The organism is Streptomyces sp. NPDC059649, from assembly GCF_042734445.1.
Classification (GTDB): Bacteria; Actinomycetota; Actinomycetes; order Streptomycetales; family Streptomycetaceae; genus Streptomyces.
Genome location: NZ_JBHWDV010000084.1, coordinates 1 through 22,242, shown reverse-complemented (window position 1 = coordinate 22,242; position 22,242 = coordinate 1). Strand labels below are relative to the sequence as shown.

The window sequence follows — 22,242 nt, the reverse complement described above, 5'->3', positions numbered from 1 at the left end:
CCTGACGATCTGGGCCGGCGACCACCCCCCCCCCGCCCACCACCCCCTTCAGAGAATCAGCACTCTCTTCAGGGAATCAGCACTCTTCGGCCCACCACCCGATAGCCGTCCCGGGCGATCCGTCGTACGACGTCGACCAGCAGGGCACGCTCGACCTCCTTGATGCGTTCGTGCAGCGTGGTCTCGTCGTCCTCGTCGCCCACCCGCACCACGCCCTGCGCGATGATCGGGCCGGTGTCCACGCCGTCGTCGACGAGGTGCACCGTGCAGCCGGTCACCCGGACGCCGTGGGCGAGTGCGTCGCGTACGCCGTGGGCGCCGGGGAAGCTCGGCAGCAGGGCGGGGTGCGTGTTGATGACGCGGCCGCCGAACCGGGCGAGGAACGCCTTGCCCACGATCTTCATGAAGCCGGCCGAGACCACGAGGTCCGGCCGGTGTGCCGCGGTCGCCTCGGCCAGGGCCGTGTCCCACTCCTCGCGGGTGGCGTGGTCCTTCACCCGGCATACGAAGGTCGGCAGTCCCGCGCTCTGCGCACGTTCCAGACCGGTGATGCCGGAGCGGTCGGCGCCGACCGCGACGATCTCCGCCCCGAACCCGGCGGGGTCGGCGGCGATCGCGTCCAGGAGGGCCTGGAGGTTGGTGCCGGAGCCCGAGACCAGGACGACCAGACGGAGGCTGGGTGCCTGCCGCTCGACCATGTCCGTCGTGTTCCTCGTGTCCCTCGCGTTCCTCATGTTCCCGGCGTTCCTTGTGTTCCCCGCGTTCCTCTCGTTCGTCATGACAGGGCGTCCACCAGTGCGTCGCCCCGCAGGGTGCGCAGTATCCGGACCTCGCGGCCGCGCCGCTCGCGGGAGAGGAGGCCGGCCTGCTCCAGTTGCCGGCAGTGGTACGTCACCGTGCCGGCGGTGCAGTGCAGCAGGTCGGCCAGCTTGCCCATGGAGACGGGCTGGTTGCCGGTCCGCAGGATGTCCGCCCGGAGTTCGCCGAGCATCATGGCGAGCGCATCGGCGGCCGTCTCCGCCCGTGCGGCCTCGCCCTGCAGGAGCGGGGCGAGGCCGGCGATGGGATAGCCGAGGTACATATGGCCCTGACGGTCGACGTGGTAGGCGCAGGCGCGGGTGCCGGAGACCATCGGCATGAGCGTCAATTTCCGTATCGTGACGCCCTTTTCGATCGGTGCGTGGTCGGGCAGCAGAATGCTTCCGTCGACGAAGGTGATACGCGGGCTGAGATTCGCGAGGAACGCGCTCATCGTTCCGGTGACCGAGGCCACTCCCGCTCGCTCGATTTCCCGTTCGAGTAACGGCTTTCCCTGCTGCCATACGGGCGCGACCGCGTCCCATACCTTTCGCGTCATCCCGGCGTACGCGTTCAGGAAGTCGACGGGATTGTCGGTGGCCTTGCGCCAGGCCGGCGGCACTTCTCCGCCGAATGTGCGGGCCAGATCGGCGAGGAGTGCGTCCGGCGGCATCTCGGCAATGCGCCGGACCTCGTCGCGCATACGGGTTTCCCTGAGTTCGCCCCGCATCAGGAGGGACTCGGGAATGTGCAGGGACCCGCCCGCGGTGATCGGGCCCATCACATCCGCCAGATACTCGGGGCAGGCCTTCCGCAGCAGCCTGCGCCGGCTCGCCGGTACGCCCTGCGCGACACCGAGGACATCGGCCAGCAACGAGATGACCGACACCCCCGGGAGAAACGCTATCGATACGGGAATGTCAACGTTCGTACCCAGATGAAGTCCGACCACTTGGGCCACTTCTTTCCCCCCGTTCAGAAGAACCACTGGTGAACCACGTTCACACCTGCGCGCCGGGGTCGGTCGGCCCCGGCGTACAGCAATGCTTCAGCCCTCGTCACGGCACCCCGTCGGCGGTTGCGGCACCGGATCCGGCTGAAAAAGATCGCGTATGGAATTGCCTCTCCGTACTGAAGCATGAAGAGTCGGCGCGGATCAGGCCGAGAGTATGTACCTCTGCTCCCCCCGCAGCAGGATCGGCCCTTACCACACTCAGCATGAAGAGTGAAAAGTCGGCGTGGACCGGCCGCGTGATGTCCACTTCATTTGATGCTGTGACACCGAACGAAGCGTCACCAAACCTTTGAATGACCCCCACTTGGAGCATAGTTCACGCCACGCGCCCCCGGCAACCGGCCAAACGTAAACTACGGCCGAGTAGTTGAAGCGAGTATCTTTCTTATGCTGCACTACAGCGGCACGACAACGGATTGCCGGGACGGAATCCGCAGACCGCGGGAAGCCAAACGGAATCCTTCAATCCCGGCACCGGTCACCACCTCGCACCCCCATTGTTCCGGCCACCCGCCGCCGTTCGTCGCCCGGCGGAGAGCCGAACGTCGCCCCCACTCATTTCTGTGGACTCCGCCAAGGGGTATTCGGTTGCGCCGAGAAATGGCCACTTTCTTGGCGCATCGGAACGACACTCGCGCCCCACCCGACATCTCATGCACCGAGATTGCGTATCCCACGTATTGACTGGCTCCGGCGACCAGGTGAGAGTGCGGCAGGTGCAGAATGAAACGACTTCGGACCTGACCCCGGCACCGCCCGCGGAGAGCACGGAGAGCCTGCGGCGCGTCGCCGTGGCCTCGTTCATCGGGACGGCCATCGAGTTCTACGACTTCTACATCTACGGGACGGCCGCCGCGCTCGTCCTCAACCAGGCGTTCTTCCCGACCCTCGACCCGGTGAACGCCACCCTCGCGTCCTTCTCCACCTATGCGGTGGCGTTCGCCGCACGACCCCTCGGGTCGGTGGTGTTCGGCCACTTCGGCGACCGGGTGGGCCGTAAGTCCGTGCTGGTCGCCTCGCTGCTGCTGATGGGACTGTCCACGGCGTGCGTCGGGCTGCTGCCGGGCTACGGCACCTGGGGCATCTGGGCCCCGCTGCTGCTGATCGCGCTCCGCTTCCTGCAGGGCATCGGGCTCGGCGGCGAGTGGGGCGGGGCCGCGCTGCTGGCCGTCGAGCACGCCCCGCGCGGCCGCCGGGGCCGGTATGCCGCCTTCCCCCAACTCGGTCCGTCGGTCGGCTTCTTCGCGGCGACCGGGGTGTTCTGGCTGCTGTCGTCCGGGCTCGACGACGCGGCGTTCCGCTCGTGGGGCTGGCGGGTGCCGTTCCTGCTGTCCTTCCTCCTGGTCGGCGTGGGGCTGTTCGTCCGGCTGAAGATCAGCGAGACGCCGGTGTTCGCCCGGGTGCTGGACGCCCAGGAGGCCGGCAAGGTCCCCGCGGTCGACGTGCTGCGCCGCCATCCGCGCGAACTGCTGCTGGGCGCCGGCAGCATGATCGTCGCGTACGGCCTCTTCTACACCGCCACCACCTACTGCCTCTCCTACGCCACCGGCACCCTGGGCATCTCCCGCAACACCATGCTGGGACTCTCCCTGGTCGCCTGTCTGTTCCTCGCCGCCGGCACCTGGCTCGCCGCCACCCGCTCGGACGGGGCCGGCCGCCGCAACCTGGTCCTGCTCGGCAGCGGGTGCGCCGTCGTGTGGGGCCTGGTGCTCTTCCCCCTGCTGGACACCCGGCAGCCGGTGCTGGTCGCGCTCGGCATCGGCGGTGCGCTGTTCTGCATGGGCGTGATCTACGGCCCGATGGGCGCGTTCCTGCCGGAGCTGTTCGGCACCACGGTGCGCTACTCGGGGGCCTCGCTCGCGTACAACCTCGGGGGCGTGCTGGGCGGCGCGGTGGCGCCGCTGGTCGCGACCCGGCTGCAGTCCTCGTTCGGTTCCGTGTCGGTGGGCTGGTACGTCAGCGCGATGGCGGTGGTCTCGCTGGCGTGCGTGCTGGCGCTGCCGGAGACCCGGGAGCGTGATCTGGGCTGAGCACCGCGGCGGAGAGCCGGCTGGCGTCCGGACGAACTGTGGGCGCAGGAACGGGGGTTGCGGCCTTCAGGCGTTCACGACTGGAGCCACCAGCGCTCGTTCTCCGCCGACAGCGCCGTCCACAGCAGGTTGAGCGGATGGCCGGGCGGGTACGCGGCCCGTTCCCCGCGCCGGGTGAACACCCCGACCAGGACCTCGGTCCGCGGGCCCACGTCCCCGACGATCTCCAGGGTGCGCAGGCCCCCGGCCTCCGGGAGCCGGCCGTCCGCGGCTGCCTCGCCGATGCCTCGGGTGACCAGCATCGCGCCGCTGACCAGCCCCGAGCGCAGCAGCTCGAAGCCGTAGTGGGCGGCCTCTATCTCGGCCGCCACGGAGAGCTTCTGGCGGTAGTCGGCGCCGTACCAGGCGGTCAGGAAGCGGCCGATGAGTCCGCGCGGGGAGATCACCAGGGGCAGCCGGTCCAGCTCGTGGGCGTGGCAGGAGGTGCCGGGGAGCCGGTCCGGCGGGAGGTTGGTCAGCAGGGACAGGCCGCTGCGCCGCCACTCCATGACCTCGTAGGGGGCCAGCAGTTCCGTTTCTTCGCCCTCGGTGACCACGACGCTGCCGCAGACCAGGTCGAGTTCGGTGCTGCGCAGTTTGGTGAAGAGGTCGCCGGTGCGGACGTGGGTGACCTTGAGGTCGACGTCCTGGCGCTCGTAGTCCTCGCTGACCCGTTCCACCGCGTCCAGCAGGAAGCCGAGGGTGTAACGGGTGGTGCCGACCGACAGGGTCCGGCCGAGCCGGCGCCTGGCGTCGTGCACGCCCTCGGCCCACTCCCCCAGCGTGCGGCGGGCCAGACCGACCAGTGCCTCGCCGGTCGCGGTGAACAGGGCGTCCCGGCCGCGCCCTTGTTTGCGCACCAGCTCCTCGCCGCACAGTGCGGCGAAGGTGCGGTTCAGGGTGTCCAACTGCTTCTGCACACTGGACTGTTCGCGGCCCAGCCGGCGGGCGGCGCCCAGTGCGGTGCCCGCCTCGTGGACGACGATCAGCGTGCGCAGCTGGTCCATGGTGGTGTCAAGCAGCTCCGTCGGGTACTGCTGCGGTCCGGACAAGGCCATGCGCCCCTACTCGTACTCGCTTCCCGTCCCTGGAATTCAGGACTGTGCAGCATAGCCGGGGTCCTCAATCACCCCTGGTGCAGGGGTGGTTACGCAGAAAGGCCCCGGGCGCCGCCGAGCGGGCTCCGGGGCCTTCGGTGTCCGTCGCCCGCCTCCTACCGGTGGGCCGGGAACTCCACCACCTGCTGGAAGGTCGGCCGGTTCTGCCAGCTGATGGTGTCGTGGGTCAGCCCGCCGACCGCGCGGTGGACGATGGCGTCCGAGCACCACTGGTCGCCGGCCTTGCAGCTGCTGTCGCCCGGGTAGACCTGCTCGGCCGTCTTGGCGGTGGCCTGCCGGAGGGTCGTGAGCAGGGTGTCGCGGCAGGCGGCCAGGTCTCCGCCGCCGCAGTACCGCTGGGCCAGCGGGCCCTTGACCGTCTCGCCCAGTACGGAGCGCAGGTCCTTGTCCGCGTACGACCACCAGCCGTACTGGAACGCGGATCCGGCGTGCGCCCCGGTGGGCCCGTGCCCGGCCGACGGTGACTCGTCGATGCCGAGGTCGGAGGTGAGGGCGCCGTACAGGTCGTCCCCCAGGCCGGGCTTGAAGACGCCCTGGACCATCAGCGGCCACCAGGCGTCCATCAGACGGACCGCGTCGGGGTGGGTGTAGGTGTGTGAGCCGGGGCTGGTCTCCCGGCGCTGGGCGCCGTCCTTGCGCCAGGCCGCCAGTTGCTGGACGGCGGTCTTCAGCGCGGGGTCGGTGACCGGTGTGCTGTTCAGTACCCGCAGGAGTTCGGGCAGGACGTCCTCACCGCGCAGGTCGGTGACGGCGGCCTCGGACATCGCGCGGGTGAGGGACGCCCGGGTGACCCCGCCCTCCTGGGTCAGCGCGCGCACCCGGTCGTCGAGCAGGTTGCCGCGGTGCACCGAGCCGTTGCCGAAGCCGGCCGAGTCGTAGTCCTTGGCCTGCTTGTTGTTCCAGGAGATGTAGTAGTCCTGGTCGACGGAGCGCGGGTGCTGGGCGGGCGGGGTGTAGTCGCTGGTGTTGGTGGCGGGGTCGTAGCCGCGCCACTCGTAGGAGTCGTCCGCCCTGACCGGCAGGGACGGGTCGACGTCGGGGTTGCGGACGGGGTTGAGGCCGCTGTTGTAGAACGCGATGTCGCGGGAGTCGGCGTAGAACCAGTTGAAGGCGTACCCGATGTGCGCCGCGGCCTGCTGGAAGGACGCCGCGTCGTGCACGGCCGAGGGGTCGTTGAACATCTGGAAGCCGATGATCGAGTCGGCCTCGTGGCGGTAGGTGGAGCGCTGCGCGGTGTAGGCGACGGGCTTGCCGTCGAGGGTGGCGCGGTGGGTGACCGTGCCGTACTTCGTCCGGAAGACCTGCATCCGGTACGAGCCGGCGGCGGTCGGGTCGGCGACGGTGGGCTTCCAGGAGTTGGTGCGCTCCAGCTTCTCCATGGGGACGCACGCGCCGTGGTAGCGGTAGGAGGTGGAGTCCTTGGTGGCCGGCGAGCCGTCCTGGTTACACAGGTCGACGGCGTAGGTGTCGGTGATGTCCTGGCCGGCGGAGGTGGCGCTCCAGGCGTAGTCCTGGCCGCGGCCGAGCTGGACGTACATCCCGACGCCGGCGAAGGAGGCGCCGCGGGCGCTGATGCCCGGTCCTTGGATCTCCTGGAGCATCAGCAGCTGCGGCGCGAAGTACCCGGTCTGCGGGCCGAAGACGGCGACCGGGTGGCCGCTGGCGGTGTGCTTGCCGGACACCAGCAGGGCGTTGGACATGCCGCGGTGCTGGGTGGGGTTGAAGCTTCCCTTGGGGAGCACCCCGTCCTTGAACAGGCCCTCCAGCTTCCGGTACTTCTTCGGGGCCTTGACCGGGTCCTGGGGCGCGGTTCCGCCCTTGGCGGTCGCGGCGCCGGTCCGGTCGAAGACCAGGGGTTCGGCGGTGACCGAGCCGCGGTCGGGCAGTGCCGTGCCCTTGGCCTTGGCCGGTTTGACGGCGTAGGGGAAGCTCTGGCCGTCGTGCAGGGTCTTGGCGGCCTCGGGGTCGTTGCGCTCCCGGAAGGACTCCCAGACCTCGGTGCCCTTCTGCACGCCGTACTTCTGCTGGGCGGCGAGCAGGGACAGCGCGTTGGTGACCTCGCCGCCCCCGCCGTTGCCGAAGAGGCCGCCGACGACGGAGGCCAGGGCTATCAGGTCGGTGAGCTTGAAGGGCTCGATCTCGCCGGCGTTGGTGATCGCGTCGATGTGGCCGGTGAGCACGTATTCGCCGGGGAAGTAGCGGCCGTTCTTGGACTGTTCGCGGTAGGCGTTGATGCCGTCGACGTACGCCTGGGCGTCCGCCATGGCCTGTTTGCCGCGCTCCCCGTTGTGGTCCTTGATGTAGGCGACCTGCTCCTGGAGGTCCTTCTCGGTGTATGGCGCCTGCGGCCAGAACTCCTGTTCCAGGCCCTGGTTGGCGGGCGCGCCGCCGGCGAAGGAGGTCAGCTCGCCGCGGCCGATGTGGCGGAAGAGGTCCATCAGCCAGAGCCGGTCCTGGCCCGCCGCGTAGCCGGCGCCGAATTCGGTGCCGTAGCGGGTGGTGCCCTTGATGTGCGGTACGCCGGTCTTCTTGTCGCGGGTGATGCTCACGTCGTCGCGGGGCGTGGTGACCTTGCCGACCTGGTCCGCGGGGACGCCGAAGGAGGCGTCGTTGAAGAAGTTCGTCAGGGTGTCGTCGGTCAGCGACTGGTAGCCGCCGGCCAGGGCGGCGTACGGGGCGAGTTGGTCGGTGGAGTGCTCGGGGTGGGTGCCGAACATCTTGTTGCCGAGGATCTCCACCAGGGTGGCGTTGCCGGTGGCGCCGGGCGGCAGGATGTCGGCGCACCGGCCCTGGCAGTAGTCGTGGGTCTCGTCGGCCGCGGTGGCGGCCGCGATCGGGGGCGGCGCCATGAGCGTGGCACCCAAGGCGCACAGGGCTGCCACCGCGGCAGTCCTGAGCCGTCCGGTACGTCGTCGCATTCCTGCTCCTCGATGGGGGTCTCCCCCTGCTCCGCGAGGGCGCTGGGGAGGGAGGGGTAGGGCGGGACGTTACCGGCGGTTATCCCCGGCCGGAAGATGAACAACCGTCATCTTTTCTTCTTCCCCACAGACCACGGCCGTCGGCCGCCCGACACGTCGGAACATCGCTCGCGAAACCGCAAAAAAATTCGAGGGATCCGCGCGGCGATCGACTACGTCCCATCCCCGTCCAGTCGGGTCCTCCCCGGAGGTGGGATGAAATGGCCGGTTTCAGAGCCCTCGCAGAACAGGTCCGCAATCCACGACTCGTCGCGGCCCAGCGCCGCACCGCCCTGCGCAAGTGCCTTGAACGGTTCGCCCCTTACGGGCACCGTGCCACCTGGCACCATCTGTGCACCCGGGCCGGTATCGCGACCCAGGACCGCGATCCGGACCCGGAGCGGCTGATGGCCGCGCTCACCGAGCTGGAAGAGGCCCGCACCCTCTGGCTCGGGTACGAGGAGGAGTTCGCCGCCCGGCGCCGCAAGGAGAAGCACGACGGCATCCGGCAGGTCGGCGCCCTCGACGACTGGCACCGCCGCACCTGGGGCGGCTGTGACATCGTGCCCTGCGCCGCACCGCACCGACATCCGGCGGCCCGGCTCGCGGTGGTGCTGCACCGCATGATCACGGCCATGGAGGCCGGCCGGCCGCGCCACGACTGCCCGGTCTGCGGCTGCACCCGCTTCGCCTGGCTCCCGGAGACCGTGGACGCCCCGGCGCCCGGCCCGGCCTGCCGGCAGTGCGGGGTGCTGACCCCGACGTCCGTACTGGCCCCCGAAACCCTGCGGGCCGCCCACCGGGCGCACCCCGCGGGGGCGTTCGCGGCCGCCTGACCCCGCGCCGCTCACGGCCGGGGCCCGCTGCCTGCTCCCCTTCGTCCGACCTGGCGTCAGACTCCTTCACCGTCAGGTAGTCAGACTCCGTGTCAGTCTCTCTTGTCAGACCCTGGGGTTGGTCAGACTCCGTCGTCAGACCCCGGTGTCATCCTGGGAAGCATGCTGCAGGTATGTCTCAACGGGCCCCGGACCGCGGCCGATTCGGGGGCGGTGCCGATGTCGCCGGCCGCGCTCGCGGAGGCGACGCGGCAGGCGGTGGCGGCCGGCGCCGAGGAGGTCCATGTCCATCCCAAGACCCCGTGCGGCAGGGATTCGCTCTCCCCGCGCGTGGTCGGCCCGGTCCTGGAGGCCATCGGGGCGGCGGTGGACGTCCCGGTGGGCGTGACGACCGGCACCTGGACCGAGCCGGACCCGCCCGCCCCGTCCGACGGGCCCGGGAGCGCCGCCGACCGCCGTGTGGAGCGCATACGGTCGTGGACGGTGCTGCCCCGGTACGCCTCGGTGAACTGGCACGAGGAGGGCGCCGAGGCGGTGGCCGCCGCCCTGCTGGAGCGCGGCATCGGCGTCGAGGCCGGCCTCTGGTCGGGCACGCCGGGTCCGGCGCGGTTCCTCCGCTCGCCGCTCGCGCCCCGGGTCCTGCGGGTGCTGGCCGAAGTGGCCGACACCGACCCCGGGTCGGCGCCGGCCACCGCCCGCGCGCTGCTCGACGAGGTGGCCGGCGGGGTGCACGGCCGTCCGGTGTTGTTGCACGGCTGGGACGGCGGCGCCTGGCCGGTGCTGCGGCTCGCCCTCGCACGGGGCCTGGACACCCGGATCGGCATCGAGGACACCCTGCTGCTGCCGGACGGCCGCCCGGCCGCCGACAACGCCCAACTGGTCGCTGCCGCACTGGCTCGGGAGAGCTGAGGCGGCTCCACACGGACCGACGCCGCACGGACCGACGCCGCATGTACCGACGCCGCACGGACCGCCGCGCCGGCTCAGCACCGCTGGTCGTCGCGCACGCACTCCTGCTCGTCGTCCGTGCCGCGCCGGGCGCCCTGCGTACGTGACCGGCCGGCGTCCTCGCGCGACTGGTCCTCGTCCGCGCGCCGCGGGGCGTCCTCCGGGTCCCTGACGGCACGGTCCACCCGCAACCGCCGGGCGCCCGGCCCCTTTTCGCCCAGGTTGTCGTACGGGTTGGACAGCCCGCAGCGCTCCAGGGACAGACAGCCGCAGCCGATGCAGTCGGTCAACCGGTCGCGCAGTTCGACGAGTTGGCTGATCCGTTCGTCGAGTTCGGTGCGCCAGACCTCGGAGAGCCTGGCCCAGTCCTCGCGGTTGGGGGTGCGCTCGTCCGGCAGCTCCGCCAGCGCGTCGCGGATCACCGCGAGCGGGATCCCGACCCGCTGCGCCGCCCGGACGAAGGCGACCCGGCGCAGTGCGTCACGGGCGTAGCGCCGCTGGTTGCCGGCCGTCCGGGTGCTGCTGATCAGTCCCTTGGACTCGTAGAAGTGCAGCGCGGAGACCGCGGCGCCGCTGCGTGCGGAGAGCTGGCCGACGGTGAGTTCGTGAACCTTGTGGGGAAGCTGGGGCACCTTTCCACCCTACGGGGTGGCTCCCTCCGGCTTTCGGTGATCGCGGCCGGGGCGTTGACAGCCGGCGGTCGTACTCCGCATCCTGAGCAAGCGCTTAGTAAGCGCCGGCCGGTGACGACGGCGGCGAACGGATCCCCAGGAGGCAGACGGAGATGGCAGAGCCCCGAGTGTTTGGATCGCTCGACGAACTGCGGGCCGCGGTCGGCGAGGAGCTCGGCCCCAGTGACTGGCTGGAGGTCGACCAGAAGCGGATCGATCTGTTCGCGGACGCCACCGGCGACCACCAGTGGATCCACGTGGACCCGGAGAAGGCCGCGGCCGGCCCGTTCGGCACCACCATCGCGCACGGCTATCTCACGCTGTCGCTGCTGCCCGCCCTCGTCCCGCGGCTGATGCGGGTGGACAACGTGAAGATGGGGATCAACTACGGCACCAACAAGGTCCGCTTCCCCGCCACCGTCCCGGTCGGCTCCCGCCTGCGCGCCACCGCGAAGCTCGCGGAGGTGACCGAGGTGACCGGCGGCGTCCAGCTCACCACGGTCGTCACGATCGAGCGCGAGGGCGGCGACAAGCCGGTGTGCGTCGCGGAGTCGGTCAGCCGGTTCTACCTCTAGGGGTGCCGTCCCGGGGCGTCTCCCGTCAGGCGCCGGGCTCCGGGAGGCCGTGCACGACCCGTGCGATCAGGTCGTGGATCAGGAGCTCGCCGGGCGCGCGGTTCTCGGTGAGACGGTGCAGGTCGGCGGGGCCGAACCAGCCGTAGGCGGAGTGCTTGGACCACTCCAGGGCCGGCCGGTCCAGGTCCCCGTCGACCTCGACGAGGTAGTCGGCCTCGTGCCGGAGCCCGCCGCCGTCGTCCCCGGTCCACTCGGCGACGCCCAGCAGCGTGCGCACCCGGCGCAGGCGCCAGCCGGTCTCCTCCGCCACCTCGCGCGCCAGCGCCTCCAGGAGGGTCTCACCGGGTTCGACGTGGCCGCCCACGACGTCCCACGCGCCGGGGAAGAGGCGGCGGTCGGCACTGCGCTGCTGCGCGAAGGCCTCGCCGCGTGCGTTGAGGATGACCGCGCCGACCGTCCAGAGCTCGCCCCGGGCGGGTACCGGCACGTCGACGCCCGGGTCCACGATGACGGATGACATGGGCGCCAGCGTACGGGCGGGAACCCGGCGCCGGCGCCCCGTTCTCCCCGTTCCGCTCAGTCCTTCTCGGCGCTCTCGCCCTTCTCGGCGTGCTCAGTCGTTCTCGGCGTGCTCAGTCCTTCTCGGCGGGGCGGTACGTGGCCACCTGGACGCCCGTGCCGGTGGTGACCGTCGAGACCAGTTCGAGGGGGCGCCGCCCGCCGTCCGCGGGGAAGATCGTCTTCCCGCCGCCGAGCAGCACCGGCATGATCATGAGCCGGAGTTCGTCGACCAGGCCCTCGGTCAGCAGGGTGCGCACGAGCGTGGGGCTGCCCATGACGTGCAGGTCGCCGCCATCGGTGTCGTGCAGTTCGCGGATGCGGGCGACGGCCTCGTCCCCCGGGATCCGGGTGGTGTGGTGCCACGTCAGGTCGGCGTCGCCGAGCGTGCCGGTCACCACGTACTTCCGGACGGCGTTCATGCGGTCGGCGAACGGGTCGCCGGCCCGCTCGGGCCAGGCCGCGGCCATGGTCTGCCAGGTGCGGCGGCCGAACAGCAGCGCCTCCGTGGTGGCCATCGCGTCGCTGATGGCGCCGCCCATGACCTCGGGGTCGAAGTACGGGTGCGACCAGCCGCCGTGGGCGAAGCCGCCGTCGGTGTCCTCGTCGGGCCCGCCCGGTGCCTGTACGACGCCGTCCAGGCTCATGAACTCGCTGACCACGATGTGCATGCGGATGCTCTCCTCTTCCTCGCTGCTCTCGCCGCTCGGAGGTTACGGGCCCTACTGGGCGCCCACCATGCGCAGCACGAGATCGGCGTAGAGGGCGCCGACCTCCTCGGGGGTGCGCGGGCCGTCCGCGGAGAACCAGCGGGCGACGTCGACGCAGAGGGACAGCACGGCGAGGGTCGTGCCCGGCACGTCGTCGGCGCGGAACTCCCCGCTGTCCGCGCCGTCCTGGATGATCTGCCGCAGCAGATGGTCGGTGCGGCGGCGCAGCCCGGCGATCTCGGTGTAGTGCTCGGGGCTCAGCGCCTGGAGCTCGTACTGGATGACCCGGGCGGTGGTGTGGTGCTCGGCGTGCCAGCGGGCGAAGGTGCGCACCGCGTCGCGCAGCCGCTCGGTGGCGCTGCCCTCGGCCTCGGCGGCGGCGCCCATGATCCGCAGCGCCTTCTCGTGGCCGATGCCGCTGATGCGGTAGAGCAGCTCTTCCTTGGTCTTGTAGTGGATGTAGAGGGCGGCCGGGCTCATCCCGGCCCGGCCGGCGATGTCGCGGGTGGTGGTGGCGTGGTAGCCGCGCTCGGCGAACGCCTCGACGGCGGCGCTGACCAGCCGTCGCGCGGCGTCCGGGGTCACCCCGGCCCACTCCTCGCTCTCCTCAGCAGCCCGCTGTGCCGCCGCACCCATCGCGCACCCCGCTCCTCGACCGCCTAGGACCTTCCTTTGACGGATCGAACACCATACCTGGCTGGTGAGCAAGCGCTTAGGGGCGGCCCGGGGGCTCCGCCCCGGATGCGGCGGCGTACGGGACGGGCGTTCAGAAGGCCGAGACGCCGGTCAGCGCGCGGCCGATGACCAGCTTCTGTATCTGGCTGGTGCCTTCGTAGAGGGTCATCACCCGGGCGTCCCGCAGCAGCTTGCCGACGGGGTACTCGTCGATGTAGCCGTAGCCGCCGAAGACCTGCAGGGCGTTGTTGGCGGCGCGTACGGCGGCCTCGGAGGCGAACAGCTTGGCCTGGGAGGCGGCGGTGGTGAACGGCTCGCCGCGGTCGATCAGATCGGCGACCCGCCAGGTCAGCAGGCGGGCGGCCTCGACGTCCACGGCGATGTCGCTGATCAGCTCCTGCACCAGCTGGTGCCCGGCGATCGGCTTGCCGAACTGTTCGCGCTGGTCCGCGTAGCCGAGTGCGGCGTCCAGGGCGGCCTGGGCGATGCCGACGCAGCCCGCGGCGACCGACATCCGGCCCTTGGCCAGCGCGGACATCGCGACCGAGAAGCCCTTGCCCTCGGGGCCGAGCATCGCGTCGGACGGGACCCGGACGCCGTCCAGGACCAGTTCGGCGGTGGCCTGGCCGCGCAGCCCGAGCTTGCCGTGGATCTCCCGCCGTTCCAGGCCGGGGGTGTCGGTGGGGACGAGGAAGGCGCTGATGCCCCGGTGTCCGGGGGCGTCGCCGGTGCGGGCGAAGAGCAGCACCACATCGGCCCAGGTGCCGTTGGTGATGAAGGTCTTGGCGCCGTTGATGACGTAGGTGTCGCCGTCGCGGACCGCGCGGGTGGCGAGGTGGGCGGCGTCGGAGCCGGTGCCGGGCTCGGTGAGGCCGAAGCAGCCGACCGCCTCGCCGGCGGTGAGCCGGGGCAGCCACCGCCGCTTCTGCCGTTCGTCGCCCCAGGCGGCCACCGTCTTGGCCACCAGGCCGAGGGAGACCGAGACGATGCCGCGCACCGAGGAGTCGCCGCGGCCCAGTTCCTCGGTGACCAGGACGTAGGAGAGGTGGTCGCCGCCGGAGCCGCCGTACTCCTCGGGGACGGTCAGGCCGAGGAAGCCGAGGTCGCCGAGGGTCTTCACGATGCCGCGGTCGACCTTCTCGGCACGGTCCCAGGCGGCGGCGTGCGGTGCGACCTCACGGTCGACGAAGTCCCTGGCGAGCTGCCGGACCGCGGTCTGCTCCGCGCTGAGCTCCAGATTCATCCCGTACCCCTTGTGGACGAGGAGAAGGCGTTTAATTAGCACTGCTAGTTTTTTGGGAACGGCCTCTACTATGTGGCTCATGGCCCGACCCCGCAAGCCCCTGCTGAGCCGGGAGCGCATCGTCTCCACGGCGCTCGCGCTGATCGACTCCGAGGGGCTCCCGGCGCTCTCGACCCGGCGTCTCGCCGCCGAACTGGGGGTCAGCGGCCCGTCCCTCTACAACCACTTCACGACCAAGGACGAGATCCTCGACGCGGTGGCCGACACGGTCATCGCGCAGGTCGACGTCTCGGCGTTCACGACGGCGGGCGGTGACTGGCGCAGCGGACTGCTCGGCTGGGCCCGTTCCTACCGCGCCGCGCTCGCCGCCCATCCGCACATCGTGCCGTTCCTGGCCCAGGGCCCCGGCCGCCGCCCGGCCGGGCTGAAGATGGCCGACGCGGCCTTCGGCGGGATGGTCGAGGCGGGCTGGCCGCCGGCGCAGGCCACCCGGATCTGCGCGATGGTCCGCTACTTCGTCGCGGGCTCCGCGCTGGGCTCGTTCGCGCGCGGCTTCGTCGACGACCCGAGCGCCTACGACCCCGCCGACTACCCGCACCTCGGCCAGGCGCACCTCCTGGCGGAGCATCAACGCCAGGTCGACGAGGGCGCCTTCGAGACCGGGCTGCGGGCGCTGGTGGACGGGCTGGCCCTGCAGCACCCCGAACGCGTACCGCCGGGTGGCGGACCGGAGCGGTAAAGTGCGCACGCCTCTGGCGGGCGGGGGCAGTGCGGCGTTTCGCAGGAGGCGGTGGTGCACGTGTGTCGGGTGTTCCTGGCCGCGGACGGCTGGAGCCCGGCGTACGCGGTGGCCGGTGCGGCCACCGCCACCGCCGTCACCCCGGCGCTGGCCGCCCTCCTCGCCCCGTCCGGCGGCCACACCTTCACCTGGCCGTGCGTGCTGGTCTCACTGGTCTTCCTGGCGGCGGCACCGGCCTTCTCCCGGCTGCGCCGCGTCCCGGCCTGACGCGGGCGGCCACCGGGCCCTCAGAAGACCACCAGGGACCGGCCGCCCTTGCCCGCCAGCATCGCGTCGAAGGCGGCCGGGATGCCGTCGAGGCCGATCCGGTCGGTGACCAGCTGCGACAGGTCGAGCGCGCCGGACCGGACGTGCCCGGCGAGGACGGGAAGATCGCGGGCCGGGTCGCTGTTGCCGTAGACGCAGCCGGACAGCGTCCGCCCGAAGTAGAAGAGCTCCAGCGCCGAGAAGGTCACCTGCTGCTCCTGGCCGCCGATGCCGACCACCGTCGTCCGGCCGCCGCGCCGGGTCGCCGACCAGGCCGTACGGATGGTGTCGGCGCGGCCCACGCACTCCACCGCGACATCGGTGCCCACCCCGCCGGTGAGCTTGCGGATCCGCCGGGCAGTGTCCTCGCCGGCGGTCACGAAGTCGGTGGCGCCCGCGGCCCGGGCCAGTTCCTCCTTCGCCGGGGAGACATCGACCGCGACGATCGACGCGGCGCCGGCGATCCGGGCCGCCTGGATCGTGGCCAGCCCCACCCCGCCCACCCCGAAGACCGCCACCGACTCCCCCGCGCGCACCCGGGCGCTGTGGTGGACCGCGCCCCAGCCGGTCAGCACCGCGCAGCCGAGCAGCGCGGCGTCGGCGAGCGGCACCCCGTCCGGCAGCGGCAGCGCGGCCCGCGCGGGCACCACGGTCTCCTCGGCGAAGGCGGCGGTGCCCAGGCCCGGGTAGAGCTCGGTGCCGTCGGCGGCGGTGGCGTACGGGGTGTTCGCGGCGAGGCCGGAGTTCGCGCACAGCCAGGGCTCGGCGAGCCCGCAGAAGTGGCAGTCGCCGCAGGACGGCGCCCAGTTGAGGACGACCCGGTCGCCCGGGGACACCGAGGTCACGCCGGGGCCCACCGCGGTGACCGTGCCCGCGCCCTCGTGCCCGAGGACGGCCGGTACGGGCTGCCGCAGGGTGCCGTTGGACAGCGAGAGGTCGGAGTGGCAGACCCCGGCGGCGGCGAGCCGGATGCGGACCTGGCCGGGGCCGGGCTCGGGCAGGTCGATCTCGGTGATCTGCAGCGGGGCGTTGACGGCGGGAAGGACGGCGGCGCGGACCACGGGGTCTCCTCGTTGGGCCAGGGGCGGGGCTGGGCGGGGGCGGGCAGCCAGGTCGGAACGGTGCGAACGGTCAACGCCCTCAGAACTGCAAGGACTTGGTCTGCAGGTATTCGGCGAGGCCGTGCCGGCCCAGCTCCCGGCCGACGCCGGACTGCTTGTAACCGCCGAACGGGGCGAGCGGGTTGAAGCGGCCGCCGTTGATGTCGACCTGTCCGGTCTCCAGCCGGCGGGCGAAGGCGACCGCCTCGGCCTCGTCCCCGGCCCAGACCGCACCGGCCAGCCCGTAGACGGTGCCGTTGGCGATCCGGACGGCGTCGTCCTCGTCCTCGTAACGGAGGACCGACAGCACCGGGCCGAAGATCTCCTCCTGGGCGATGGTCATCTCCGGTGTGACGTCCGCGAAGACGGTCGGGCGGACGTAGCAGCCCGCCTCCAGGGGCGCCTCGGGGCCGCCGGCGACGAGCCGGGCGCCCTCGGCGACGCCCCGCTCGATGTAGCCGCGCACCCGGGCCTGCTGGGTGGCGTTGACCAGCGGGCCGAGCTTCTCGCCGGGGACGTACTTGGCGGCCGCGGCCGCCGCCAGCTCGACGGCCTCGTCGTAGTGGTCCCGGTGCACCAGCATCCGGGTCCAGGCGCTGCAGGTCTGGCCCGAGTTGGCCATCACGTTGGCGACGCCGACGGCGACCGCCTTGGCGAGGTCGGCGCTGGGGAGGATGACGTTGGCGGACTTGCCGCCCAGCTCCAGCGCCACCCGCTTGACCGCGGCACCGGCCAGCGCGCCGATCTTCCGGCCGACGGCCGTGGAGCCGGTGAAGGAGACCAGGTCGATGCCGTCGTGCGCGGCGAGCGCCTGGCCGGCGACCGGGCCGAGGCCGGTGACGAGGTTGAACACCCCGGCGGGTACCTGGGCCGCGTCGACGCACTCGGCGAACAGCTGGGCCACCAGCGGGGTGTCCTCGGCCGGCTTCAGCACCACCGTGCAGCCCGCCGCGAGCGCCGGCGCGACCTTGGCGACGACCTGGTGCAGCGGGTAGTTCCAGGGCGTGATCGCCCCGACCACGCCGACCGGTTCGTGCAGCACCGTGGAGGTGCCGATCTTCTCCTCGAAGGCGTAGGTACCGGCCAGTTCGGCGTACGAGCCGCAGACCGCGATCGGCACCCCGGCGTGCACCGCCTTGCTGAAGGCGAGCGGGGCGCCGAGCTCGGCGGTGACGGTGGCGGCGATCTCGTCGGCGCGCGCCACCAGTTGGTCGCGCAGCGCGGCCAGCCGGGCGGCGCGCTCCTGCGGCGGGGTGGCGGCCCAGCCGGGGAGCGCGGCGCGGGCGGCGCGCACCGCGGCGTCCACGTCCTCGGCGGACCCGGCCGGGACGGTGGCGATGACCTGCCCGTCGGCCGGGTCGACGACCTCGATCGTCGCGCCGCCCTCGGCGGGCCGCCAGCTTCCGTCGATGTACATCGCGTCGTGCTGCTTCACGTCGTGGTCCTCCCGCGCCGGCCGGTGGTCGTCGACCCCAAACTAGCGCCGGTAGTTTTCCGCCGCCAGGGAGCCCCGGCACCTGCCCTGGTGACGGTCGCCACGAGCCTACGAGGGCCGGCGACCCTCACGCCGTGGGGGAAGGCTTCCGCATTTCCTCGATGACACTGATGAATCCGGCATTGCCGTGGCCGGCCTCGATGGTGCGGTCCGCGAGCCCCTTGACCGCGTCGAGCACCTCGGTGTTGAGCCCGCGGTGCCGGGCCGCCTCCAGGACGTGGCCGATACCCGTCGCCTCCATGACCAGGTTGTCCTGATCGCCGGAGTAGGCACCGCGCGCCAGGTCCTCGGCCATCCCCGCGGCGATCGGCGGGAGGATGCCGGCGATGGTCCCGGTGAACGGGGCGAAGTCCTTCGGTGCCACGCCCTCGGCGCCCGCCAGCGCGAAGCCGTGCACCAGTCCGGCCATCGCCGAGAAGAAGAAACCGAGCAGGGCCAGGTCGTACCCGGCCGCCGTGCCGTGGTCCTCGCCGAGGAACGACGCCCCGCCGCCCAGCACCTTGAGCGTCCCCTCGTACGTCTCGAACGCCTCGCGGGCACCGCTGTAGAGGATGGTCGCCTCGGGCTTCCCGATGACCGGGGTCGGCACCATGATCGAGCCGTCGAGGTAGTCGATGCCGTGCCCGGCGGCCCAGGTGGCGGCGGCCCGGGCCCGCTGCGGGGTGTCGGAGGTGAGGTTGACCAGCACCCGGCCGGTCAGCCGGGCTCCGAGCGGCTCCAGGATCGTGTGGACCGCCTCGTAGTCGAGCACACAGACGACCACCAGCGGGGCGGCGGCCACCGCCTCGGCCGCGGTGTCCGCCAAGGACGCGCCCTGGGCGACCAGTTCGCCGGCCCTGCCCGGGGTGCGGTTCCAGACGGTCGTGGGATGTCCGGCCCGCAGGAAGGCGCCGGCCAGCGCCCGGCCCATGGCGCCCAGGCCGAGGACGGTGACGGGGGTGCGGGTGTCGTTCGGGGTGTGCACAGCTGCTCCTCGTATGCCGCTGCGGGCCCGGCCCGGTGCCGGTCCCGCGCTGTGCACCACCCTCCCGACCCGCGCTTACGGTTCCCTTCGGGTCCGCTTACGGTCCCTTCGGCTCTGCTTACGGTCGCTTCGGACGGCCTTGCGGCCGCCGCCCGCCACCCGCACGCTGCGCCCCTCCCCCGTCCGCGCCGCCAGTCCCCCGGAGACCAGCAACAGCCCACCGAGCAGGACGAACGGCGCTGCGGTGCCCGCGAGTCCGGCGAGCAGCCCGGCACCGGCCGGGGCGGCGACCTGGCCGAGCCGGTTGCCCGTCAGACGGAGCGCGAGCGCCGTGCTGCGGGCCCGGTGGGGCGCGGCCTGGACGACGGTGGTCATCGACAGCGGCTGGCCGACGCCCAGGCAGAAGCCCAGCCCGGTCAACATGGCGGCCAACGCCCCGACCGGCACCGGCAGCACCAGCGCACCGCACAGCACCCCGGCCAGCACACAGCTGCCGGCCATCAGCACGGTGCGCCCCAGCCGGCGGATCATCGGCGTCATCACCAGCCGGCAGGCCACCGTGGCCGCGGCCCGCAGACTGAGCAGCAGCCCGATGACGCCGGGCGCGATCCCGCGGTCCTCGCCGATCACCGGGAGGTAGGCGGTGAGGATGTCGGTCGCGGACAGCACCGCCAGACTCATGAAGATCCCGGCCGGCACGCCCCGGGTGCGCAGAATGTCCCACACCGGCACGGGCGGCCCGGAGGCGCCGTCCCGGACACCGCTCAGGGCAGGCCCCCCGCGCCGCTCCAGCCGCCAGAGCGAGACGTACGACACCGCGGCGACCGCCCCCGACACCCACAACGCCAGGGCACTCGTCGACGCCATCCGCCCGCCGTGCTCCGAGATCAGCGCCCCGGCCGCCACCGGACCGATCAACTGGCCGAGGGACGCCCCGATCGTGAAGTGCCCGAAATTACGGTCCCGTTCGTCCGGGGCACTGCGGCGGGCGACGATCGACTGGGCGCCGATGACGAAGCAGAGGTGACCCAGTCCCATCACCCCGCTCCAGGCGGCCATCACGGGCAGGCTGCCGGCCAGTCCGCTCAGCACACAGCCTCCGCCGATCAGGGCCACCCCGCCGACCAGCAGCGGGGTGCACCGGCCGTGATCGGTACGCCGCCCGAGCGGCACCGCGACCAGCAGCGGCAGCAGTGCGTAGACACCGGTGATCACACCGATCGCGCGCTCGTCCGCGCCCAGGGCGAGGGCCCGGTAGGAGACCGCCGGCCTGGCCATGCTCACCGCTCCCTGCGCGAAGGAGAAGGTGACGACCAGCCGCAGCAGCCAGCTCCTGCCGGGCCTCGCGGGTTGCTTCGCAGTCATCCGTGCGTGCGCGCCCTCTAGAGGATGCCGAAGAGCAGACCGGCCCCCATGACGACCAGCGACGTCAGGGCCGCCCACTTGACGGTGAACCTGGTGTGGTCGCCGAACTCGACCTTGGCCATCCCGACGAGCACGTAGACGGCGGGGACCAGCGGGCTGGACATGTGCAGCGCCTGCCCGACGAGGGAGGCCCGGGCGATCTCCACCGGAGCGACACCGTGCGCGGCGCCGGCCTCGGCGAGGATCGGCACGATGCCGAAGTAGAAACCGTCGTTGGACATGAAGTACGTCAGCGGGATGCTGAGGACGCCGGTGACGAGGCCCATGTGCGGGCCGAGCGCGTCCGGGATGCCGGAGACCAGCCAGCGGGCCATGTGCTCGACCATGCCGGTGCCGGTGAGCACACCGGTGAAGACCGCGGCGGCGAAGACCATGCCGGCGACGTTGAGCACGTTCTCGGCGTGCGCCGCGACCCGGGCCTTCTGGTCCTTCATGTGCGGGAAGTTGACGGTCAGCGCGAGCGCGGCACCGAGCAGGAAGAGCACCGGGATCGGCAGCGTCTGCAGGATGAGCAGGGTGAGCAGCGCGACGGTGAGCGCGGCGTTGAACCAGTAGAGCTTGGGCCGCAGGGTCGCCCGGTGCGGGTCCAGTCCCTGGAGGTCGTCGCCGGCACCGTCACCGATGCCCTCGACGGCGTCCGCTCCGACATCTGCTCCCGCGTCCGTTCCCGCGCTCCCGGCGCCGCCGGTGCCGCGCGGTGCGGCCGCCGCACCGCCCTTGCCGCCGGCGCCGGCGCCCGCGCCGACCAGGACCTGCTCGGTGTCGTTCGCCTCCTCGACGGTCTCGTCGACCACCCGGGTCTCCCCGAGCGTCAGCACACCGAGCCGCTTGCGCTCGCGCCGCCCGAGGACGTACGCCAGGGCGAAGACCGCGACCAGCCCGACGGCCAGGGCCGGGATCATCGGCACGAAGATGTCACCGGCGTCCAGCTTGAGCGCGGTGGCGGCACGGGCGGTCGGGCCGCCCCAGGGGAGGGTGTTCATCACGCCGTTCGCCGTGGCGGCGACACCGGTCATGACGACCAGGCTCATCTTCAGCCGCTTGTAGAGCGGGTAGAGCGCCGAAACGGTGATCATGAAGGTGGTGGAGCCGTCACCGTCGAGCGACACGATCGCGGCGAGCAGCGCGGTACCGACCACGACCCGGACCGGGTCCGCCTTACAGAAGCGGAGGATGCCGCGCACGATCGGGTCGAAGAGTCCGACGTCGATCATCACCCCGAAGTAGATGATCGCGAACATCAGCATCGCGGCCGTGGGGGCCAGGTCGCCGATGCCCTTGAGGACGTAGTCGCCCAGGTGGGCGCCCTGTCCGACCAGAACGCAGAACAGCGCGGGAATCAGCACAAGCGCTGCCATCGGTGACATCTTCTTCATCATGATCAGCAACAGGAATGCGCCGATCATGACGAATCCGAGGATCGTCAGCATTAGGGGTACCTCACGTTCGCCCTTGAACATCTGCCGGGGGTGGCGGTCCAGGCACGTTAGGACCCGCAAACTTTTGTTAACAAGGCCTTGACGCGCGAGCAATAAGCGCAAAACTGCTGGTCAATCCCACGTACCCGTCTGCTGCGCCGCGGGGCGCCTGCGCTTTGCGGCGCCTCCCACGTACCTGTCTGCGGCGCCGCGGGGCTCGCTCGCCGTTGCGCGCTTTGCGGCGCCGCGTACGTTGTCGGCTGTCCCGCCGTCGAGGTTGTTCGCCGTTGCGCCTGGCGGCGGGCGTTTGTTTGTCGGGTGCGGTGACAGCCCTACAGACTTCGTCCTCCGGTCTGTCCCCTCCCGGGGGTGGGTGGTGAGGGGCCGGTGGGGGCGGGCGTTGTCCGTCAAGTACCGCGTGTCGTTAGGGAGCGGGAATACCCGTACCCGTCCGCGGAGTTGGGGCCCCGCAGGGGGCGTTCTCAACCCTTACGGGGTCTGTTCGACCTCTCCCTAGGGTCCCAGCAGCCCCCACGCCCACCCCCACCGCCCTTAACTTCCCCCCAACGGGAGGGGACGGGCCGGAGGGGCCGGTTGTGTGGACGTAAAGCGAAGCAGTCCA

20 protein-coding genes are annotated in these 22,242 nt (G+C 71.8%); 6 read left to right on the top strand and 14 right to left on the bottom strand.

Going from position 1 to position 22,242, the window contains the following annotated elements; all coding sequences use genetic code 11:
- Positions 1–68: 68 nt before the first annotated feature.
- Positions 69–698, bottom strand: a complete 630-nt coding sequence (gene purN / locus ACFV1J_RS38440) for a phosphoribosylglycinamide formyltransferase (RefSeq protein ID WP_385866306.1) — start codon at positions 696–698, stop codon at positions 69–71.
- Positions 699–775: 77 nt separating this feature from the next.
- On the bottom strand, positions 776–1,687 hold the full coding sequence (locus ACFV1J_RS38435) for a winged helix-turn-helix domain-containing protein (RefSeq protein WP_385866304.1): 912 nt from the start codon (positions 1,685–1,687) through the stop codon (positions 776–778).
- 842 nt (positions 1,688–2,529) lie between these two features.
- Here ACFV1J_RS38435 and ACFV1J_RS38430 point away from each other — a divergent pair.
- Positions 2,530–3,843 carry an MFS transporter gene (locus ACFV1J_RS38430; protein ID WP_385866302.1) on the top strand — a complete coding sequence of 438 codons (1,314 nt, stop codon included), beginning with the start codon at positions 2,530–2,532 and terminating at the stop codon, positions 3,841–3,843.
- 74 nt (positions 3,844–3,917) lie between these two features.
- Here the strand turns inward: ACFV1J_RS38430 and ACFV1J_RS38425 are convergent, their stop codons facing one another.
- Both ACFV1J_RS38425 and ACFV1J_RS38420 read right to left on the bottom strand, forming a co-directional pair.
- A complete protein-coding gene (locus ACFV1J_RS38425; RefSeq protein ID WP_385866300.1) occupies positions 3,918–4,940 on the bottom strand; it encodes a LysR family transcriptional regulator in 1,023 nt (340 codons plus the stop codon).
- 155 nt (positions 4,941–5,095) lie between these two features.
- Positions 5,096–7,918, bottom strand: coding sequence for a penicillin acylase family protein (locus ACFV1J_RS38420; protein ID WP_385866298.1), 2,823 nt, complete (start codon positions 7,916–7,918; stop codon positions 5,096–5,098).
- A 260-nt stretch (positions 7,919–8,178) separates the two neighbouring features.
- Between ACFV1J_RS38420 and ACFV1J_RS38415 the strand changes: the two genes are divergently transcribed.
- Together ACFV1J_RS38415 and ACFV1J_RS38410 are read left to right on the top strand one after the other, a co-directional pair.
- Positions 8,179–8,793 carry a hypothetical protein gene (locus ACFV1J_RS38415; protein WP_385866296.1) on the top strand — a complete coding sequence of 205 codons (615 nt, stop codon included), beginning with the start codon at positions 8,179–8,181 and terminating at the stop codon, positions 8,791–8,793.
- A 162-nt stretch (positions 8,794–8,955) separates the two neighbouring features.
- Entirely contained in the window at positions 8,956–9,702 is a 747-nt protein-coding gene (locus ACFV1J_RS38410) for a 3-keto-5-aminohexanoate cleavage protein (RefSeq protein ID WP_385866294.1), read from the top strand.
- A 74-nt stretch (positions 9,703–9,776) separates the two neighbouring features.
- Here ACFV1J_RS38410 and soxR read toward each other — a convergent pair whose 3' ends face one another.
- Positions 9,777–10,373, bottom strand: coding sequence for a redox-sensitive transcriptional activator SoxR (gene soxR, locus ACFV1J_RS38405; RefSeq protein ID WP_385866292.1), 597 nt, complete (start codon positions 10,371–10,373; stop codon positions 9,777–9,779).
- A 152-nt stretch (positions 10,374–10,525) separates the two neighbouring features.
- Between soxR and ACFV1J_RS38400 the strand changes: the two genes are divergently transcribed.
- Positions 10,526–10,987: a MaoC family dehydratase gene (locus tag ACFV1J_RS38400; RefSeq protein ID WP_385866290.1), complete on the top strand. Its 462-nt coding sequence runs from the start codon at positions 10,526–10,528 to the stop codon at positions 10,985–10,987.
- A gap of 25 nt (positions 10,988–11,012) precedes the next feature.
- Here the strand turns inward: ACFV1J_RS38400 and ACFV1J_RS38395 are convergent, their stop codons facing one another.
- The 4 genes from ACFV1J_RS38395 to ACFV1J_RS38380 form a co-directional block, all read right to left on the bottom strand.
- The gene (locus ACFV1J_RS38395; protein WP_385866288.1) at positions 11,013–11,507 is read right to left on the bottom strand and encodes an NUDIX hydrolase; all 495 of its coding nucleotides are present in this window, start codon (positions 11,505–11,507) and stop codon (positions 11,013–11,015) included.
- Between the two features lie 112 nt (positions 11,508–11,619).
- On the bottom strand, positions 11,620–12,216 hold the full coding sequence (locus ACFV1J_RS38390; protein WP_385866286.1) for a dihydrofolate reductase family protein: 597 nt from the start codon (positions 12,214–12,216) through the stop codon (positions 11,620–11,622).
- 51 nt (positions 12,217–12,267) lie between these two features.
- Positions 12,268–12,891 carry a TetR/AcrR family transcriptional regulator gene (locus ACFV1J_RS38385; RefSeq protein ID WP_385866284.1) on the bottom strand — a complete coding sequence of 208 codons (624 nt, stop codon included), beginning with the start codon at positions 12,889–12,891 and terminating at the stop codon, positions 12,268–12,270.
- A gap of 130 nt (positions 12,892–13,021) precedes the next feature.
- On the bottom strand, positions 13,022–14,173 hold the full coding sequence (locus ACFV1J_RS38380; RefSeq protein WP_385866282.1) for an acyl-CoA dehydrogenase family protein: 1,152 nt from the start codon (positions 14,171–14,173) through the stop codon (positions 13,022–13,024).
- Between the two features lie 79 nt (positions 14,174–14,252).
- On the opposite strand from ACFV1J_RS38380, the gene ACFV1J_RS38375 reads away from it, so the two are divergent.
- Both ACFV1J_RS38375 and ACFV1J_RS38370 read left to right on the top strand, forming a co-directional pair.
- On the top strand, positions 14,253–14,912 hold the full coding sequence (locus ACFV1J_RS38375; RefSeq protein ID WP_385866280.1) for a TetR/AcrR family transcriptional regulator: 660 nt from the start codon (positions 14,253–14,255) through the stop codon (positions 14,910–14,912).
- 51 nt (positions 14,913–14,963) lie between these two features.
- Entirely contained in the window at positions 14,964–15,179 is a 216-nt protein-coding gene (locus tag ACFV1J_RS38370; RefSeq protein ID WP_385866278.1) for an urea transporter, read from the top strand.
- Positions 15,180–15,199: 20 nt separating this feature from the next.
- On the opposite strand, the gene ACFV1J_RS38365 is transcribed toward ACFV1J_RS38370, so the two are convergent.
- From ACFV1J_RS38365 to ACFV1J_RS38345, 5 genes are all read right to left on the bottom strand, one after another.
- The gene (locus tag ACFV1J_RS38365; protein ID WP_385866276.1) at positions 15,200–16,279 is read right to left on the bottom strand and encodes a Zn-dependent alcohol dehydrogenase; all 1,080 of its coding nucleotides are present in this window, start codon (positions 16,277–16,279) and stop codon (positions 15,200–15,202) included.
- A gap of 79 nt (positions 16,280–16,358) precedes the next feature.
- Positions 16,359–17,753 (bottom strand): aldehyde dehydrogenase family protein, encoded by a 1,395-nt coding sequence (locus tag ACFV1J_RS38360; RefSeq protein WP_385866274.1) that lies wholly within the window; start codon positions 17,751–17,753, stop codon positions 16,359–16,361.
- A 127-nt stretch (positions 17,754–17,880) separates the two neighbouring features.
- Positions 17,881–18,777, bottom strand: coding sequence for an NAD(P)-dependent oxidoreductase (locus ACFV1J_RS38355; protein ID WP_385866272.1), 897 nt, complete (start codon positions 18,775–18,777; stop codon positions 17,881–17,883).
- 75 nt (positions 18,778–18,852) lie between these two features.
- On the bottom strand, positions 18,853–20,142 hold the full coding sequence (locus tag ACFV1J_RS38350) for an MFS transporter (RefSeq protein WP_385866269.1): 1,290 nt from the start codon (positions 20,140–20,142) through the stop codon (positions 18,853–18,855).
- Between the two features lie 17 nt (positions 20,143–20,159).
- Positions 20,160–21,632, bottom strand: coding sequence for a CitMHS family transporter (locus tag ACFV1J_RS38345; protein WP_385866267.1), 1,473 nt, complete (start codon positions 21,630–21,632; stop codon positions 20,160–20,162).
- Between the last annotated feature and the right edge of the window lie 610 nt (positions 21,633–22,242).

Bases quoted from the DNA above. Each gene is read 5' to 3' on its own strand.
- ACFV1J_RS38425 (WP_385866300.1), bottom strand. From the start codon at position 4,940: ATGGCCTTGTCCGGACCGCAGCAGTACCCGACGGAGCTGCTTGACACC.
- ACFV1J_RS38345 (WP_385866267.1), bottom strand. From the start codon at position 21,632: ATGCTGACGATCCTCGGATTCGTCATGATCGGCGCATTCCTGTTGCTG.
- ACFV1J_RS38385 (WP_385866284.1), bottom strand. From the start codon at position 12,891: ATGGGTGCGGCGGCACAGCGGGCTGCTGAGGAGAGCGAGGAGTGGGCC.
- ACFV1J_RS38350 (WP_385866269.1), bottom strand. From the start codon at position 20,142: ATGACTGCGAAGCAACCCGCGAGGCCCGGCAGGAGCTGGCTGCTGCGG.
- ACFV1J_RS38380 (WP_385866282.1), bottom strand. From the start codon at position 14,173: ATGAATCTGGAGCTCAGCGCGGAGCAGACCGCGGTCCGGCAGCTCGCC.
- ACFV1J_RS38415 (WP_385866296.1), top strand. From the start codon at position 8,179: ATGGCCGGTTTCAGAGCCCTCGCAGAACAGGTCCGCAATCCACGACTC.
- ACFV1J_RS38375 (WP_385866280.1), top strand. From the start codon at position 14,253: ATGGCCCGACCCCGCAAGCCCCTGCTGAGCCGGGAGCGCATCGTCTCC.
- purN (WP_385866306.1), bottom strand. From the start codon at position 698: ATGGTCGAGCGGCAGGCACCCAGCCTCCGTCTGGTCGTCCTGGTCTCG.
- ACFV1J_RS38400 (WP_385866290.1), top strand. From the start codon at position 10,526: ATGGCAGAGCCCCGAGTGTTTGGATCGCTCGACGAACTGCGGGCCGCG.
- ACFV1J_RS38390 (WP_385866286.1), bottom strand. From the start codon at position 12,216: ATGCACATCGTGGTCAGCGAGTTCATGAGCCTGGACGGCGTCGTACAG.
- ACFV1J_RS38410 (WP_385866294.1), top strand. From the start codon at position 8,956: ATGCTGCAGGTATGTCTCAACGGGCCCCGGACCGCGGCCGATTCGGGG.
- ACFV1J_RS38420 (WP_385866298.1), bottom strand. From the start codon at position 7,918: ATGCGACGACGTACCGGACGGCTCAGGACTGCCGCGGTGGCAGCCCTG.
- ACFV1J_RS38395 (WP_385866288.1), bottom strand. From the start codon at position 11,507: ATGTCATCCGTCATCGTGGACCCGGGCGTCGACGTGCCGGTACCCGCC.